The organism is Mycobacterium pseudoshottsii JCM 15466, assembly GCF_003584745.1.
Taxonomy (GTDB): Bacteria; Actinomycetota; Actinomycetes; order Mycobacteriales; family Mycobacteriaceae; genus Mycobacterium; species Mycobacterium marinum.
On the sequence record NZ_AP018410.1, the window covers coordinates 2,585,186 to 2,601,637 of the forward strand.

Sequence of the window (16,452 nt, forward strand, 5' to 3'; positions counted from 1 at the left end):
GATGATGGGGGAGTGTCTGACGAACCAACCGGATCAGCCGATCCACTGACGACAGCGGGAGAGACCGGGGTGACTGAGGAACCCAAGGTTTCCGCGCCGGAGCCGCCGCCACGGCGGCTGCGGCTATTGCTGTCGGTCGCGGCGGTGGTGCTGGCGCTGGACGTTGTGACGAAGGTGCTGGCCGTCAAGCTGCTGCCTCCCGGCCAACCGGTATCGATCATCGGTGACACGGTGGCCTGGACATTGGTGCGCAATTCGGGTGCCGCTTTCTCGATGGCGACCGGCTACACCTGGGTTTTGACCTTGATCGCGACGGGCGTGGTGGTCGGAATCTTCTGGATGGGCCGGCGGCTGGTGTCGCCCTGGTGGGCCGTGGGGCTCGGGATGATCCTGGGCGGCGCAATGGGCAACCTGGTCGACCGCTTCTTCCGGGCGCCCGGGCCGCTGCGCGGGCACGTCGTCGATTTCTTTTCGGTCGGTTGGTGGCCGGTGTTCAACGTCGCTGATCCGTCGGTGGTCGGTGGCGCCATCCTGCTGGTAATCCTATCGATCTTCGGCTTCGACTTCGACACCGTGGGCCGGCGAAAGGCCGATGAGCGTTGACGGGCGATCGCTCGATGCCGGTTCCGGAGGGATTGGCAGGAATGCGTGTTGATGCGGGGCTGGCCCGTCTGCTGGGTCTGTCCCGCAGCGCGGTGGCCGTCATCGCCGAGAACGGTGGTGTCGAACTCGACGGTGTGCCGGCGGGCAAATCCGATCGGCTGACCGCGGGGGCCTGGCTGCACGTCCAGCTGCCGGAGGCGCCGCCGCCGCCGGAGAACACCCCCGTCGAGATCGAGGGCATGACGATCCTGTACTCCGACGACGACATTGTCGCCGTCGACAAGCCGGCCGCGGTGGCAGCACATGCGTCGGTGGGCTGGACGGGGCCCACGGTGCTCGGTGGCCTGGCGGCGGCCGGCTACCGGATCAGCACGTCCGGCGTACATGAGCGGCAGGGCATTGTCCATCGCCTCGACGTCGGGACGTCCGGGGTGATGGTGGTCGCGCTGTCCGAACGCGCCTACACGGTTCTCAAGCGGGCCTTCAAACAACGCACCGTCGACAAGCGCTATCACGCTCTGGTGCAAGGACATCCAGATCCATCCATCGGAACCATCGACGCACCGATCGGTCGGCATCCCGGCGGCGAGTGGAAGTTTGCGGTCACCAAGAACGGCCGGCATAGCCTCACCCACTACGGCACCGTCGAGGCCTTCGTGGCGGCCAGCCTGCTTGACGTGCATTTGGAAACCGGGCGCACTCATCAGATCCGGGTGCATTTCGCGGCATTGCATCATCCGTGCTGTGGTGACCTCGTTTATGGGGCCGACCCGAAACTGGCCAAACGGTTGGGTCTGCAACGTCAATGGCTGCATGCGAGATCGCTGGCCTTCGCGCATCCCGCCGATGGCCGGCGCGTGGAGATTGTCAGTCCGTATCCGCCAGATCTGCAGCACGCCCTGGATGTGCTCCGCGACGAGGGGTGAGCGATGCTCACTCGGTCGGCTTTCGCGCTTCCACCAACACCCGCGTCGGGTGGGTGACGAAGCGTCCGTCGACCTGGATGCGTTCATGCAACTCGACCAGTCGCTGAAAGTACGGCTCTGCCGTGAAATCCGGCACCGTCCAAATCAGCTTGCGCAGGAAGTACACCACCGCGCCGATGTCGAAGAATTCAGCCCTGAGCCGCTCCATGCGCAGCTCCACGATCTGTAACCCGGCCGCCTGGGCCTGGGCACGCTGAGCCGCGGGCTCTAGCCGCTCCCACAGCTGGGGCGGCGGTCCGATGACGTGTCCCACGAGTTCGGCTACCGTCGCCGGCCCGGGGTGCTGCGCGAGGTAGGTGCCGCCGGGACGCAACACCCGGGCAATCTCACTCCACCACACGGTGATGGGATGGCGACTGATCACCAGGTCGAACGCTTCATCGGCGAACGGCAGCGGCGGCTCATCGCGCGTTGCGACCACCACCACGCCGCGCGGGCGCAACCGCTGGGTGGCTAGCGCCGCATTCGGCGGCCACGATTCGGTCGCGGCCATGGTCGGTGGAAACTTCGGCGCGCCGGACAGCACCTCGCCGCCACCGGTATGGATGTCCAGGGCGGCCGACGCGCGGGCCAATCGCTGGCTCATCAGCCGCTGGTACCCCCACGACGGTCGTTCTTCTGTCGCTCGGCCTTCTAGCCAGGAGAAATCCCATCCCACGACCGGCGCCGCCATGGCTTCGGCCACGAGTTCCTCAAATGAGCGTTGGGCGGCCGTCACCGGGGCCGCCGTTGCGGCATGCGGGCCTCGACGAGCGTGCCGCGCGGATGCCGGCGTCTGGATGCCAGCGCGGCATGCGGTGGCCACGATTCGACGGCGGCGCACGGGCGTCCGTGCGGGCGGGAGAAATCCCGGTCGGGCACGGGGGCCCGCCCGGCCTCTGCCGCCGGGACTTTGAATGCACGGCGCATGCTAGGCATTTTCGCCGCAAGCAACCCGTGCCGTCGACCACGAGCGGTGATCCGGATCGGGCGCCCGGCCCGCCCGCGGCCTAGCGCCGGGCGTGAGGGGCCTCAGGTCGTGGTGCAGACAAATTTGGTGCCGTGGAAATCGAGCTGCACTTCGCCCTGGTGCTCCCAGTACTCGACGCCTTGACGGCCGTACCGGGCACCACTGCCCGATAGCTGCACGAACAGGATGTACTGGTCGCCTCGCCAGGTCAGCACCGCCGTCTTGGGATCGAGTTCGTTGTAGAACTGTGCAGTCAATGGGCCGTCCTCCGCGGGGCACCGGTAGCTGATCACGGGCGGAGCCGCGGTGGCCGGGTCCGCGATGGCCAACTGCGCCAACCGGGTCTGGTAGGACTCCTGCAGACAGGTGCGCATGTCAGGGTTCTGCGCACATTGGTCACGCGTCTCCGCCCAGTGACCTTGGGCCAGCGTCAGCGCCGCTTTGTCGGTGCCGGGACGGTCCAGCGCCTGCTGGTAGGCGGTGTCGAGCCGGCGATCGAGTTCGGTCAACTGGGGGTCGTTGCAGACCAGTCGCTGGGTGTCATCTTCGGGGTTGGTGCAGTCGAGCAGCGGTGCGGCCGTCGATGTCGGCTGCGAGCCGCTCGTGGTGCCGGCCGGCGAATCGGGAGTCGAATGCGTTGTTGCTGAACTGCAGGCGCTCAACGCCAAGGCGGCCCCGATGAGGGCGATAAGTCTCATATGTGCTGACTACCGGATTGCGGAGGGCGTGCAAAGCGCGACACGCCAGACCGGGCGCAATTCCTGCGGGCTCCGGCGGGGGATCAGACTCCCGCGGTCGTGGTCTCGCCCGAGGCGATGTCTGTGGCCAACGGTGCCACGAGCTTGAGAATGTTGGTGACGGTCTCAGAAGGGACCCCTGCTGCGGTCAGTGAGTCGCCCAGATGCCCGGCTACCAAGCTGAAGTGCGCCATGGTGATTCCGCGGCCCTGGTGGACCTGTTTCATCGGTGCGCCGGTGTAGGGCTCGGGTCCGCCGAGGGCTGCCGCAAAGAACTCGGCCTGTTTGCCTTTGAGGCGGTTCATATTCGTTCCGGTGAAGAAGCCGCCGAGTTGATCGTCGGCGAGCACACGTACATAGAAGTCTTCGACGACGGCTTCGATCGCCTCATACCCGCCGATCTTGTCGTAGATGCTGACCGGCGCACGTTTACGAAAGCGTGACAGTAGTCCCATGTTGCAAGGGCAGCATGGGGCAGTTGCGCATCGATTAGAGTGCCGTCACGCGCGCATTGCCTCGGGTAACAAGCAGATTGCTCATCGACCGCGGATCCAGGCGTTTGCTGGGTCTCGGCCGGCCGGCCCGTGGCGGCGCTCGCGTCACGGCAAGTCGTATCTATTCGAGGATGGATGTCCTAGGTTTGCTTTATGACCCACGTCACACTATCCACACCGCCCTCAGGAGCAACTTCACATGAAGCTAGGTGACCTCACCAACCTGGTCGAGAAGCCGTTCGCGGCGATGTCGAACATCGTCAACACGCCCAACTCGGCGGGGCGCTATCGGCCCTTCTATTTAAGGAATTTGCTCGACGTCGTCCAGGGCCGCAAACTCGGCGACGCGGTAGAGGGCAAGGTCGTGCTCATCACCGGTGGGTCATCGGGGATCGGCGAGGCGGCCGCGCACAAGATCGCCGAAGCGGGCGGCACGGTGGTGCTGGTCGCGCGCACCAGGGAAAACCTGGAAAAGGTGGCCGATGACGTTCGGGCCGGTGGCGGTGCGGCGCATGTCTACCCGTGCGATCTGTCCGACATGGACGCCATCGCGGCGATGGCCGATCAGGTGCTGGCCGATCTGGGCGGTGTAGACATCCTGATCAACAACGCGGGCCGCTCGATTCGACGCTCGCTGGAGCTGTCCTACGACCGGATTCACGACTATCAGCGGACCATGCAGCTGAACTACCTCGGTGCGGTGCAGCTCATCCTCAAGTTCATCCCCGGGATGCGGGAACGCGGGTTTGGGCACATCATCAACGTCTCCTCGGTCGGTGTGCAGACCCGCGCACCGCGCTTTGGCGCCTACATCGCGAGCAAGGCGGCATTGGACAGCCTCTGCGACGCGCTGCAGGCCGAGACCATCAATGAAGGGGTTCGCTTCACCACCGTGCACATGGCGCTGGTGCGGACGCCGATGATCAGCCCGACGACGATCTACGACAAATTCCCGACCCTGACGCCCGAGCAGGCCGCCGGGGTCATCACCGACGCGATCGTGCATCGGCCGCGGCGGGCCAGCTCGCCGTTCGGGCAATTCGCGGCCGTGGCAGACGCCGTCAACCTGGCCGTCATGGACCGGGTGCGCAACCGCGCGTTCGGCATGTTCAGTGACTCCTCTGCCGCCAAGGGCAGTGAATCGCAGTCTAGTACAACAGAACTCGATAAGAGAAGCGAAACATTCGTCCAGGCGACCCGAGGGATACATTGGTGAGACTATGAGCCTTCCGAAACCAAACAAACAGGCCACTGTCGTAATAACCGGCGCCTCATCCGGCATCGGTGTCGAGTTGGCCCGCGGCCTTGCCGGCCGGGGCTTTCCGCTAATGCTGGTCGCGCGGCGCCGTGAGCGCCTCGAGGAACTGGCCGACGATCTACGGGACAAGTTCTCGATCGCCGTTGAGGTGTTGCCCCTCGATCTGTCCGATGCGCAAGCCAGAACTCAGCTCGCTGACCGGCTCCGCAGCGATTCGATCGCCGGTTTGTGTAACAGCGCCGGCTTCGGCACCAGCGGCCGTTTCTGCGAGCTGCCACCCGAACGCGAAAGCGAGCAGGTCACGCTCAACGCGCTGGCCCTCATGGAGTTCACCCGCGCGGCGTTACCCGGCATGGTGGAGCGCGGTGCCGGTGCGGTGCTCAACATCGCATCCATTGCCGGCTTCCAGCCCATTCCCTTCATGGCGGTGTACTCGGCCTCCAAGGCCTTCGTGCTCACCTTCTCCGAAGCCGTTCAGGAGGAGTTGCACGGTACGGGAGTTTCGGTCACCGCGCTGTGCCCGGGACCGGTGCCCACCGAGTGGGCCGAGATCGCCAGTGCCGAGCGGTTCAGCATTCCCTTGGCGCAGGTGTCTCCGCACGACGTCGCCGAAGCCGCGATCGAGGGGATGCTGACCGGCAAGCGCACCGTCGTGCCCGGCGTGGTGCCCAAGTTCGTCAGCACCAGCGGCAGGTACCTACCACGCAGCGTGCTGCTGCCCGCGATCCGGATCGGGAACAAACTGCGCGGCGGTCCCAGCCACTGACCGCCGTGTCGACGGCCCCGCGGTGTTGGTTGCGGCACGCCAATGCCCGGGGCGCCGGCGTGCTTTGCGCGGGTGGTGCTTCGCGCGGCCGTGCCTTGCCGCACGGCTAGGCTCATGCGATGGCTTCCGTTGAGATGACCGCCGATGTCCCGATCCCTCCGCAGGACACCTGGGGCCATGTTTCGGATCTGTCGGAGTTGGGCGAATGGCTCGTGATCCACGAGGGGTGGCGCAGCGAGCTACCCGAGCAGCTCAGTGAGGGCGTCGAGATCGAGGGTGTGGCCCGTGCCAAGGGCATGCGCAACCGGGTGACGTGGACGGTGACGAAGTGGGATCCGCCGCGCGAGGTCACGATGTCAGGATCGGGCAAGGGCGGAGCCAAGTACGGCGTAAGCTTCACCGTCGAGCCAAACGCGGACGGGTCCACCCTCGGGTTGCGCCTCGAGCTGGGCGGGGGCGCGTTGTTCGGTCCGCTCGGGTCGGCTGCGGCGCGCGCCGTCAAGGGGGATGTCGAGCAGTCGCTGAAGCAGTTTGTCGAGCTGTATGGATAGCTGCCACACGACACGTTGGCGACACGCCCGAACGCTGTCGGTGGTCGGTCCTAGACTGGCGTGCCTATGAGCGGTTCTTCTTCGCGGTCCTTTGTTCACCTGCACAACCACACCGAGTACTCGATGCTGGATGGTGCGGCGAAGATCACCCCCATGCTGGCCGAGGTGGAACGGCTGGACATGCTTGCGATCGGGATGACCGACCACGGAAACATGTTCGGCGCCAGCGAGTTCTACAACTCGGCAACCAAGGCCGGGGTGAAGCCGATCATCGGCGTCGAGGCGTATGTAGCTCCCGGCTCTCGTTTCGATACCCGTCGCATCACCTGGGGTGATCCCAGCCAGAAGGGCGACGACGTATCCGGTAGCGGCTCTTACACCCACCTGACGATGGTGGCCGAGAACGCGACCGGCCTGCGCAACCTGTTCAAGCTGTCGTCACTGGCCTCGTTCGAGGGTCAGCTCGGTAAGTGGTCGCGCATGGATGCCGAACTTGTCGCCGAGCACGCCGAGGGCATCATCGCCACCACCGGCTGCCCCTCCGGTGAGGTGCAGACCCGGCTGCGGCTGGGCCATGACCGCGAAGCGCTGGAATCGGCCGCCAAGTGGCGGGAGATTTTCGGCGCCGACAACTACTTCCTCGAGTTGATGGATCACGGACTGTCCATCGAACGCCGCGTCCGTGAGGGTCTGATCGAGATAGGCCGCAAGCTCGACATTCCACCGCTGGCCACCAACGACTGCCATTACGTCACTCGCGACGCCGCGCACAACCACGAGGCGCTGCTGTGTGTTCAGACCGGCAAGACGCTCTCGGACCCCAACCGGTTCAAGTTCGACGGTGACGGGTACTACCTCAAGTCCGCCGCCGAGATGCGCCAACTCTGGGACGACGACATCCCGGGCGCCTGCGACTCCACCCTGCTGATCGCGGAGCGAGTGCAGTCCTATGCCGACATATGGACCCCGCGTGACCGGATGCCGATCTTCCCGGTGCCCGAGGGGCACGATCCGGCGTCGTGGCTGCATCACGAGGTGATGGCGGGCCTGCGGCGACGTTTCCCGTCCGGTCTCGGCCAGGACTACATCGACCGGGCCGAGTACGAGATCAAGGTGATCTGCGACAAGGGTTTCCCGTCGTACTTCCTGATCGTGGCCGACCTGATCAACTATGCGCGGTCGGTCGACATTCGAGTGGGACCGGGGCGTGGTTCGGCGGCCGGCTCGCTGGTGGCCTACGCGATGGGCATCACCAACATCGACCCGATACCGCACGGTCTGCTGTTTGAGCGGTTCCTCAACCCGGAGCGCCCGTCAGCGCCCGATATCGATATCGACTTCGACGACCGCCGTCGCGGCGAGATGGTGCGCTACGCCGCCGACAAGTGGGGCCAGGATCGAGTCGCCCAGGTCATCACCTTCGGCACCATTAAGACCAAGGCGGCGCTGAAGGATTCCGCGCGTATCCACTATGGCCAGCCCGGGTTCGCGATCGCCGACCGAATCACCAAAGCGTTGCCGCCGCCGATCATGGCCAAGGACATTCCGCTGTCCGGCATCACCGACCCGGCCCACGAGCGGTTCAAGGAGGCCGCGGAGGTTCGCGGCCTCATCGAGACCGACCCCGACGTCCGCACCATCTACCAGACCGCGCGCGGGCTGGAAGGCCTGATCCGTAATGCGGGCGTGCACGCGTGTGCGGTGATCATGAGCAGCGAACCCCTGACGGAGGCCATTCCGCTGTGGAAGCGGCCTCAAGACGGGGCCATCATCACCGGCTGGGACTACCCGTCGTGTGAGGCGATCGGCCTGTTGAAGATGGACTTCTTGGGCCTGCGAAACCTGACGATCATCGGCGACGCGATCGAGAACATCAAGGCCAACCGGGGAATCGACCTCGACCTGGAATCGCTGCCGCTCGACGACAAGCCCACCTACGAGCTGTTGGGACGCGGTGAGACGCTGGGCGTTTTCCAGCTCGACGGCGGGCCGATGCGCGACCTGCTGCGTCGCATGCAACCCACCGAGTTCAATGACATCGTCGCTGTCCTGGCGCTGTACCGGCCAGGCCCGATGGGCATGAACGCCCACAACGACTATGCCGACCGGAAGAACAATCGCCAGGCGGTCAAGCCGATCCACCCCGAGCTGGAGGAGCCGCTGCGCGAAATCCTCTCGGAGACCTACGGTCTGATCGTCTATCAAGAGCAGATCATGTTCATCGCCCAAAAGGTCGCCTCCTACACGATGGGTAAGGCCGACGCGCTGCGCAAGGCGATGGGCAAGAAGAAGCTCGAGGTGCTCGAGGCGGAATACAAGGGCTTTTACGAAGGCATGACCGCCAACGGATTCTCCGAAAAAGCGGTCAAGGCGCTGTGGGACACCATCCTGCCGTTCGCCGGATACGCCTTCAACAAGTCGCACGCCGCGGGCTACGGTCTGGTCTCGTATTGGACCGCCTATCTGAAGGCCAACTACCCGGCCGAGTACATGGCAGGGTTGCTGACCTCGGTCGGTGACGACAAGGACAAGGCCGCGGTCTACCTGGCCGATTGCCGCAAGCTCGGCATCACCGTGCTACCGCCCGATGTCAACGAGTCATTGGTGAACTTCGCCTCGGTCGGGCAGGACATCCGCTTCGGGTTGGGTGCGGTGCGCAATGTCGGGGCCAACGTCGTCGGTTCGTTGATCGGTACCCGCAGCGGCAAAGGCAAATTCACCGACTTCTCCGACTACCTGAACAAGATCGACATCTCGGCCTGCAACAAGAAAGTCACCGAGTCGCTGATCAAGGCGGGGGCGTTCGACTCGCTCGGGCACCCGCGCAAAGGCCTCTTCCTGGTGCACACCGACGCCGTGGACTCGGTGCTGGGTACCAAGAAGGCCGAGGCGATGGGACAGTTCGATCTCTTCGGCGGCAGCGACTCGGGTGCCGACGCGGTGTTCACCATCAAGGTTCCCGAGGACGAGTGGGAAGACAAACACAAACTCGCACTGGAACGCGAGATGCTGGGCCTGTACGTGTCGGGGCATCCACTCAACGGGGTGGCACATCTGTTGGCCGCCCAGGTTGATACCGCGATCCCGGCAATCCTGGATGGTGATGTCTCCAACGATGCCCAGGTGCGGGTGGGTGGCATCCTGGCGGCCGTGAACCGGCGGGTCAACAAGAACGGGATGCCTTGGGCATCAGCTCAATTGGAAGATCTCACCGGTGGTATCGAGGTGATGTTCTTCCCGCACACCTACTCCAACTATGGCGCCGATATCGCCGACGACGCCGTGGTGCTGGTCAACGCCAAGGTCGCGATTCGCGACGACCGCATCAGCTTGATCGCCAACGAGCTCGTGGTGCCCGACTTTTCCAATGCCCAGGCGGATCGGCCGCTGGCCGTGAGCCTGCCCACCCGGCAGTGCACCATCGACAAGGTCACCGCACTCAAACAGGTGCTGGCTCGGCACCCGGGTACGTCTCAGGTGCATCTGCGGCTGATCAGTGGGGATCGGATCACCACGCTGGAGCTCGACCAGTCACTACGGGTCACGCCATCGCCGGCGTTGATGGGCGATCTGAAAGAGCTGCTCGGTCCCGGCTGCCTGGGCAGCTGACGGCGGGCTGGCGCCCAGCGTCAGGCTAGCGTGACGCTCGTTTTTGGGCGCAACACCAGCGTGACGCTTGGTGTGTCGCGGACGTAGGCTCAGCGATGGAGCGCCGGTCGATCAAGGAGGACGGAAATGACCCCAACCGAGCGTCCGACCACCATGTGCGAGGCGTTCCAGCGCAGCGCCGCGATCAATCCGGATGCCATCGCACTCCGGACGCCGGGGGGCGCCCAGACGCTGACCTGGAGAGAGTATGCCGACCAGGTGCGGCAGGTAGCCGGCGGCCTCGCGGGGCTGGGGGTGGGACGCGGGGACACCGTTTCGCTGATGATGGCCAACCGGGTCGAGTTCTACCCACTCGAAGTCGGCGCGCAACACGTTGGCGCCACGTCGTTCTCGGTGTACAACACGTTGCCCGCCGAACAGTTGACCTATGTGTTCGACAACGCTGGCACCAAGGTCGTGATCTGCGAGGAGCAATACGTCGACCGCATCCGTGCTAGCGGCGCACCCATCGAGCACATCGTCTGCATCGACGGCGCGCCGGAGGGCACCATGTCGGTGCAGGAGCTGTACGCGGCCGCGCCGGACGACTTCGATTTCGAGGCGACATGGGCAGCAGTGCAGCCCGATGACGTGGTGACCCTGATCTACACGTCCGGTACCACCGGGAACCCCAAGGGGGTCGAGATGACCCACGCCAACCTGCTGTTCGAGGGGTTCGCCATCGAGGAGGTGTTCGGCATTCAGTTCGGTGACCGGGTTACCTCCTTCCTCCCGACCGCGCACATCGCCGACCGGATGACCGGCCTGTATCTGCAGGAGATGTTCGGCACCCAGGTCACCGCGGTGGCCGACGGACGGGCGATCGTCTCCGCCCTGCCCGATGTGCGACCCACCGTGTGGTGCGCGGTGCCGCGGGTCTGGGAGAAGCTCAAGGCCGGCATCGAATTCACGATCAGCCACGAGACCGATGAGATGAAGAAACAGGCCCTGATCTGGGCGATGTCAGTGGCCGCCAAGCGCGCAGAGGCCATGCTTGCCGATGAACCGATGTCAGCCGAGGTGGTCGACGAATGGACCAAGGCCGACGAGTTGGTGCTGTCGAAGTTGCGCGAACGGCTGGGATTCGGCGAACTCCGGTGGGCGGTCTCAGGAGCGGCGCTGATCCCCAAGGAGACTTTGGGATTCTTCTGCGGTATCGGCATTCCGATAACGGAGATCTGGGGAATGTCCGAGCTGAGTTGCGTTGCCACCGCCAGCCATCCGCGCGATGCGCGACTGGGTAGCGTCGGCAAGCTGCTGCCCGGATTGGAAGGCAAGATCGCCGATGACGGCGAGTACCTGGTTCGCGGTCCGCTAGTGATGAAGGGCTACTGCAAAGAAGCCGCCAAGACCGCGGAGGCCATCGACGAGGATGGCTGGTTGCACACCGGTGACATCTTCGATGTCGATGCGGACGGCTACCTGCGGGTGGTGGATCGCAAGAAGGAGCTGATCATCAACGCGGCCGGAAAGAACATGTCGCCGGCAAACATTGAGAACACCATCTTGGCGGCCTGTCCGATGGTGGGCGTGCTGATCGCGATCGGTGACGGTCGTCCGTACAACACTGCGCTGCTGGTCTTCGATGCCGACTCGGTGGGGCCCTACGCGGCCCAGCACGGGATTTCGGATGCGTCGCCGGCCGCGCTTGCCGCTGACCCAGCAGTGATTGCCCGGATCGCCGCGGGCGTGGTCGAAGGCAACGCCAAACTATCGCGGGTGGAACAGATCAAGCGCTTCCGCATATTGCCGACACTGTGGGAACCCGGGGGAGACGAGATAACGCTGACCATGAAGCTCAAGCGCCGGCCGATCGTGACGAAATACGCGGCCGAGATCGAAGAACTCTATGCGGCCAAGCCGGGACCTCACGTCCACGAACCCGCGTCCGCGGCAACGGTACAACCGGCGTGATGAAGGGGCCACTGATGACTGCGCGCGAGGTTGGTCGGGTCGGAGCGCGAAAGCTGTTGCAGCGCAGTGGGATTATCGATGAATCGATATCGCCGCTGTCGACTGACGCGGCCGAGGTCGCTGAGCTGATGAGTGCCCCATGGTATGACGAGCGGCTTGCCAAGCTGGCCGCCGAACTCGGGCGCGATCCCGACGGGGTGCGTGCGGAGGCCGCGGGGTATCTCCGCGAGATGGCGGCCACGCTCGATGAGCGCGCAGTGCAGGCCTGGCGCGGTTTCAGTCGTTGGCTGATGCGGGCCTACGACGTGCTGGTCGACGAAGATCAGATCGCCCAGCTGCGCAAGCTGGACCGCAAGGCGACGTTGGCGTTCGCCTTCTCGCATCGCTCCTACCTGGACGGCATGCTGCTTCCGGAAGTGATTCAGGCCAATCGGCTCTCGCCGGCGCTGACGTTCGGTGGTGCGAATCTGAACTTCTTTCCAATGGGTGCCTGGGCCAAGCGGACCGGTGCGATTTTCATCCGGCGCCAGACCAAAGACATTCCGGTTTATCGCTTTGTGCTGCGGGCCTACGCCGCACAGTTGGTGCAGAACCATGCGAATCTGACCTGGTCGATCGAGGGTGGGCGGACCAGGACGGGCAAGTTGCGGCCGCCGGTATTCGGCATCCTGCGCTACATCGCCGACGCGGTCGATGAAATCGACGGTCCCGAGGTGTATTTGGTGCCCACGTCCATCGTGTACGACCAGTTGCACGAGGTTGAGGCCATGACGACCGAGGCCTACGGTGCGGTGAAGCGGCCCGAAGACCTGCGATTCCTGGTCCGGTTGGCTCGCCAGCAGGGGGAGCGCGTCGGACGTGCGTACCTGGACTTCGGTGAGCCATTGCCGCTGCGCAAGCGGCTGGAAGAACTGCGTACCGACGAATCGGGGACCGGGACCGAAATAGAACGCATTGCCCTGGATGTGGAGCACCGGATCAACCGGGCCACCCCGGTGACACCCACCGCGGTGGTAAGTCTCGCGCTGTTGGGCGCGGATCGGTCATTGTCGATCAGCGAAGTGCTGGCCACGGTGCGCCCGCTGGCGAGCTACATCGCCGCCCGCAACTGGGCGGTGGCCGGTGCGGCCGACCTGACCAACCGTTCGACGATCCGATGGACCTTGCACCAGATGGTGGCCTCCGGGGTCGTGCGGGTTTATGACGCTGGTACCGAAGCCGTGTGGGGTATCGGCGAAGATCAACACCTCGTCGCCGCGTTCTATCGCAACACCGCGATCCACATTCTGGTTGATCGCGCCATCGCTGAGATGGCGTTGCTTGCCGCCGCCGAGATATCGGTGATGTCGGCGGATAGCTCGGTTGCACCGGCGACGGTGCGCGACGAGGCGTTGCGGCTGCGTGAGTTGCTGAAGTTCGAGTTCTTATTCTCGGCGCGCGCGCAGTTCGAGAAGGACCTGGCCGACGAGGTGCGCCTGATCGGGCCGGTGGAAGACATCACCAAGGCCGTCAACACGGCCGATGTCCGCGAACTGCTGGAATCGGCCGACTTGCTGCTGGCGCATTTGGTGTTGCGTCCGTTCCTGGACGCCTATCACATCGTCGCCGATCGACTGGCCGCCCTCGAGGATGAGTCGTTCGACGAAGAGGCCTTCCTGGCCGAATGTCTGGATGTCGGTAAGCAGTGGGAGTTGCAGCGCCGCATCGCCAACGCCGAGTCGAGGTCGATGGAACTTTTCAAGACCGCGCTGCGGCTTGCTCGCCATCGCGAGCTGGTGGATGGGGCCGATTTTGCGGACGTTTCTCGGCGCCGGCGAGAGTTCGCGGACGAGGTCGCTACGGCGACACGACGGGTTAACACGATCGCCGAGTTGGCCAGGACGCGCTGAACCGCGACTAGTCGATGTCCTTGGCGATCATCTTGAGCGCCACCGCAACGACGACCCCGACGGCGGTCGCACCCAGAACGGACGGTGCCGCGCTGCTGGTGATCGCGCCGACAAGCACGACGGTGACCAGCCCGGCTATCACGGCAAACAGCTTGTGCCGAGGCCAGGGCACGCCCGCGATCAGCACATCGCCTCGGTTCGCGGCGGCGAACGTCGAGAATCGTTCTGCCGTGGTCATGGTTTCAGCCTACCCCACTCTGATTTTCGGGTCACCGAAAATTTGGTGTCGGCGGCGCTGATCGCGGCGGGGTGCGGGGGCGCACGGCCTAGAGTGGTGCGTATGCCGCTAGAAGGTGAATACGCACCCAGCCCACTCGACTGGTCTCGTGAACAGGCCGACAAATACTTGGAATCGGGTGGTACCGGAGGGCACACAGTTACAAGGGAAACCGGTAGTGCTACTGACCACCGTCGGGGCCAAGAGCGGCAAACTGCGCAAGGCCCCGCTGATGCGCGTCGAGCACAACGGGGAGTATGCGATCGTCGCATGGCTGGGTGGGGCGCCCAAAAACCCGGTTTGGTACTACAACGTCGTGCAGAATCCTCGAGTCGAGCTTCAGGACGGCACTGTCATCCGCGACTATGACGCTCGTGAGGTGTTCGATCACGAGAAGTCGATTTGGTGGGAACGGGCTGTAGGGGTGTGGCCGGACTACGCGGAATACCAGAAAAAGACCGACCGTCAGATTCCAGTTTTTGTGCTGACGCCGGTGAGCTGAGTTGCTTATTGGTCGGCATGGCACCATTGACCGGTGTCCGCCGAACTGAGTCAGACTCCAAGCAGGTCGCCGCTGTCTGCGGCTGATATCGACAACGCTGCTGAGCGGATCGCCCCCGTCATTACCCCCACCCCGCTGCAGCTGTGCGAGCGGTTGTCCGACATCACCGGCGCGACGGTCTACCTCAAGCGCGAGGACTTGCAGATCGTACGGTCCTACAAGTTGCGCGGCGCCTATAACCTGCTGGTTCAGCTAACGGCCGAGGAGCTGGCCGCGGGCGTGGTGTGCTCTTCGGCGGGCAACCACGCACAAGGCTTCGCTTTCGCCTGCAAAACCCTGGGTGTGCGCGGTCGGGTTTATGTACCGGCCAAGACGCCCAAACAGAAGCGGGATCGCATCCGCTACCACGGTGGAGAGTTCATCGACCTGATCGTTGGTGGGGAGACCTACGATCTTGCCGCCGCCGCGGCTCGTGAGGATGTCGAACGTACCGGTGCGACTCTCGTGCCGCCCTACGATGACCTGCGCACGATGGCCGGACAGGGCACCATCGCCGTCGAACTGCTCGCCGAACTCGATGCGGAGCCCGACCTGGTGGTGGTCCCGGTCGGTGGTGGCGGCTGCATCGCCGGCATCACCTCCTACCTGGCGGAGCGGACGACCAAGACGGCGGTGCTGGGCATCGAGCCCGCTGGGGCCGCCGCAATGATGGCTGCGCTGGCAGCGGGTGAACCGGTCACGCTGGACCATGTTGACCAATTCGTCGACGGCGCGGCGGTGAATCGGGCGGGGGCGCTGCCCTATGCGGCATTGTCCGCGGCCGGCGACATGGTGTCGATCACCACCGTTGACGAAGGTGCGGTCTGCACGGCGATGCTTGACCTCTATCAGCACGAGGGCATCATCGCCGAACCCGCGGGAGCATTGTCGGTCGCGGGATTGCTGGAAGCCGATATCGAACCCGGATCGACCGTGGTGTGCCTGATCTCGGGGGGCAACAACGACGTCTCCCGCTACGGGGAGATCCTGGAGCGTTCGCTGGTGCACCTGGGCCTCAAGCACTACTTCTTGGTGGACTTCCCACAAGAACCCGGCGCGTTGCGACGATTCCTCGACGAGGTGCTTGGTCCCAACGACGACATCACCTTGTTCGAGTACGTCAAGCGCAACAACCGGGAAACCGGTGAGGCGCTGGTCGGTGTCGAGCTGGGGTCTGCGGCGAATCTCGATGGCCTGCTGGCTCGGATGCGTGAGACCGAAGTTCACGTGGAACCCCTTGCCCCGGGTTCGCCGGCATACCGGTACCTCCTGTAACCGCAGCCCGGCGCGGGGGCGGCGCGGTCACCGCAGATAGGCCGGCAGTGGGGTAGCGGGGTCTAGATCCGCGGCGGGCTCCGGGGTTCCGGCCCTGAGCGCTGTGGTGGCGGCTAGTTCACGCGGGTTCGGGCCCCGGCAGTCCGCGGCGCGCCCGGCTTGGATGTGGTCGAGTAGCGCATGCAAGGCCAGCAGCTTCTCGTCCGGGTCTTCCACCACACGCGCGGTGCCCAACACCATCACCGAGCGGTAGTTCAGGGAATGGTGCATTGCCGAGCGGGCCAGCACCAGCCCGTCCACGAGGGTGACGGTGATGCAGAGGGGCAGTTCGGCGACCCTTGCCGCGAGCATTGGGCCGCTGCCGGTGGACCCATGGATGTAGAGCGTTTCGCCGCGGCGTGTGTGGGTGGTTGGCAAGACCACCGGCTCGCCGTCCCGGATGTATCCCAAGTGGCAGATCAAGGCCTCATCGAGGATTCGATGGACGGTCTCGCTGTCGTAGCGTGCTCGCTCCCGGTAGCGGGTGGGAGTGGTGCGTGCCGTCGGGCCGTAGGAAGTGGTCAT

General features: G+C 64.7%; 14 protein-coding genes and 1 pseudogene. 10 read left to right on the forward strand and 5 right to left on the reverse strand.

The genetic code is table 11. The annotated features are described in order from the left end of the window. Positions 1 to 12: 12 nt before the first annotated feature. Together lspA and MPSD_RS11800 are read left to right on the forward strand one after the other, a co-directional pair. Positions 13 to 603 (forward strand): signal peptidase II, encoded by a 591-nt coding sequence (gene lspA, locus MPSD_RS11795; RefSeq protein WP_020787726.1) that lies wholly within the window; start codon positions 13 to 15, stop codon positions 601 to 603. Between the two features lie 14 nt (positions 604 to 617). Beyond that, positions 618 to 1,529, forward strand: coding sequence for an RluA family pseudouridine synthase (locus MPSD_RS11800; RefSeq protein ID WP_020787725.1), 912 nt, complete (start codon positions 618 to 620; stop codon positions 1,527 to 1,529). Positions 1,530 to 1,536: 7 nt separating this feature from the next. Here MPSD_RS11800 and MPSD_RS11805 read toward each other — a convergent pair whose 3' ends face one another. The 3 genes from MPSD_RS11805 to MPSD_RS11815 form a co-directional block, all read right to left on the reverse strand. Then, positions 1,537 to 2,262 (reverse strand): class I SAM-dependent methyltransferase, encoded by a 726-nt coding sequence (locus MPSD_RS11805; RefSeq protein WP_165601442.1) that lies wholly within the window; start codon positions 2,260 to 2,262, stop codon positions 1,537 to 1,539. Positions 2,263 to 2,600: 338 nt separating this feature from the next. Then, positions 2,601 to 3,236 carry a lysozyme inhibitor LprI family protein gene (locus MPSD_RS11810; RefSeq protein WP_015356027.1) on the reverse strand — a complete coding sequence of 212 codons (636 nt, stop codon included), beginning with the start codon at positions 3,234 to 3,236 and terminating at the stop codon, positions 2,601 to 2,603. An 83-nt stretch (positions 3,237 to 3,319) separates the two neighbouring features. After that, the gene (locus MPSD_RS11815) at positions 3,320 to 3,730 is read right to left on the reverse strand and encodes a group I truncated hemoglobin (RefSeq protein WP_011739673.1); all 411 of its coding nucleotides are present in this window, start codon (positions 3,728 to 3,730) and stop codon (positions 3,320 to 3,322) included. A 238-nt stretch (positions 3,731 to 3,968) separates the two neighbouring features. Between MPSD_RS11815 and MPSD_RS11820 the strand changes: the two genes are divergently transcribed. From MPSD_RS11820 to MPSD_RS11845, 6 genes are all read left to right on the forward strand, one after another. Beyond that, the gene (locus MPSD_RS11820) at positions 3,969 to 4,985 is read left to right on the forward strand and encodes an SDR family NAD(P)-dependent oxidoreductase (protein WP_086084706.1); all 1,017 of its coding nucleotides are present in this window, start codon (positions 3,969 to 3,971) and stop codon (positions 4,983 to 4,985) included. Positions 4,986 to 4,989: 4 nt separating this feature from the next. Next, a complete protein-coding gene (locus MPSD_RS11825; RefSeq protein ID WP_012394116.1) occupies positions 4,990 to 5,793 on the forward strand; it encodes an SDR family NAD(P)-dependent oxidoreductase in 804 nt (267 codons plus the stop codon). A gap of 119 nt (positions 5,794 to 5,912) precedes the next feature. Further along, positions 5,913 to 6,344 carry a type II toxin-antitoxin system Rv0910 family toxin gene (locus MPSD_RS11830; protein WP_086084705.1) on the forward strand — a complete coding sequence of 144 codons (432 nt, stop codon included), beginning with the start codon at positions 5,913 to 5,915 and terminating at the stop codon, positions 6,342 to 6,344. A 66-nt stretch (positions 6,345 to 6,410) separates the two neighbouring features. After that, positions 6,411 to 9,953: a DNA polymerase III subunit alpha gene (dnaE, locus tag MPSD_RS11835; protein ID WP_020787720.1), complete on the forward strand. Its 3,543-nt coding sequence runs from the start codon at positions 6,411 to 6,413 to the stop codon at positions 9,951 to 9,953. Positions 9,954 to 10,079: 126 nt separating this feature from the next. Further along, complete coding sequence (fadD11, locus tag MPSD_RS11840; RefSeq protein WP_086084704.1) at positions 10,080 to 11,906, forward strand: fatty acid--CoA ligase FadD11; 1,827 nt, start codon at positions 10,080 to 10,082, stop codon at positions 11,904 to 11,906. A gap of 14 nt (positions 11,907 to 11,920) precedes the next feature. Continuing rightward, complete coding sequence (locus tag MPSD_RS11845) at positions 11,921 to 13,795, forward strand: lysophospholipid acyltransferase (RefSeq protein WP_086084716.1); 1,875 nt, start codon at positions 11,921 to 11,923, stop codon at positions 13,793 to 13,795. 7 nt (positions 13,796 to 13,802) lie between these two features. Here the strand turns inward: MPSD_RS11845 and MPSD_RS11850 are convergent, their stop codons facing one another. Further along, entirely contained in the window at positions 13,803 to 14,033 is a 231-nt protein-coding gene (locus MPSD_RS11850) for a hypothetical protein (RefSeq protein ID WP_015356023.1), read from the reverse strand. A gap of 102 nt (positions 14,034 to 14,135) precedes the next feature. Between MPSD_RS11850 and MPSD_RS11855 the strand changes: the two are divergent. Both MPSD_RS11855 and ilvA read left to right on the forward strand, forming a co-directional pair. Continuing rightward, a pseudogene (locus MPSD_RS11855) lies at positions 14,136 to 14,574 on the forward strand (nitroreductase family deazaflavin-dependent oxidoreductase). A 33-nt stretch (positions 14,575 to 14,607) separates the two neighbouring features. Continuing rightward, positions 14,608 to 15,888, forward strand: a complete 1,281-nt coding sequence (gene ilvA / locus MPSD_RS11860) for a threonine ammonia-lyase (RefSeq protein WP_011739681.1) — start codon at positions 14,608 to 14,610, stop codon at positions 15,886 to 15,888. Between the two features lie 27 nt (positions 15,889 to 15,915). Here the strand turns inward: ilvA and MPSD_RS11865 are convergent, their stop codons facing one another. After that, complete coding sequence (locus MPSD_RS11865) at positions 15,916 to 16,452, reverse strand: pyridoxamine 5'-phosphate oxidase family protein (protein WP_020787715.1); 537 nt, start codon at positions 16,450 to 16,452, stop codon at positions 15,916 to 15,918.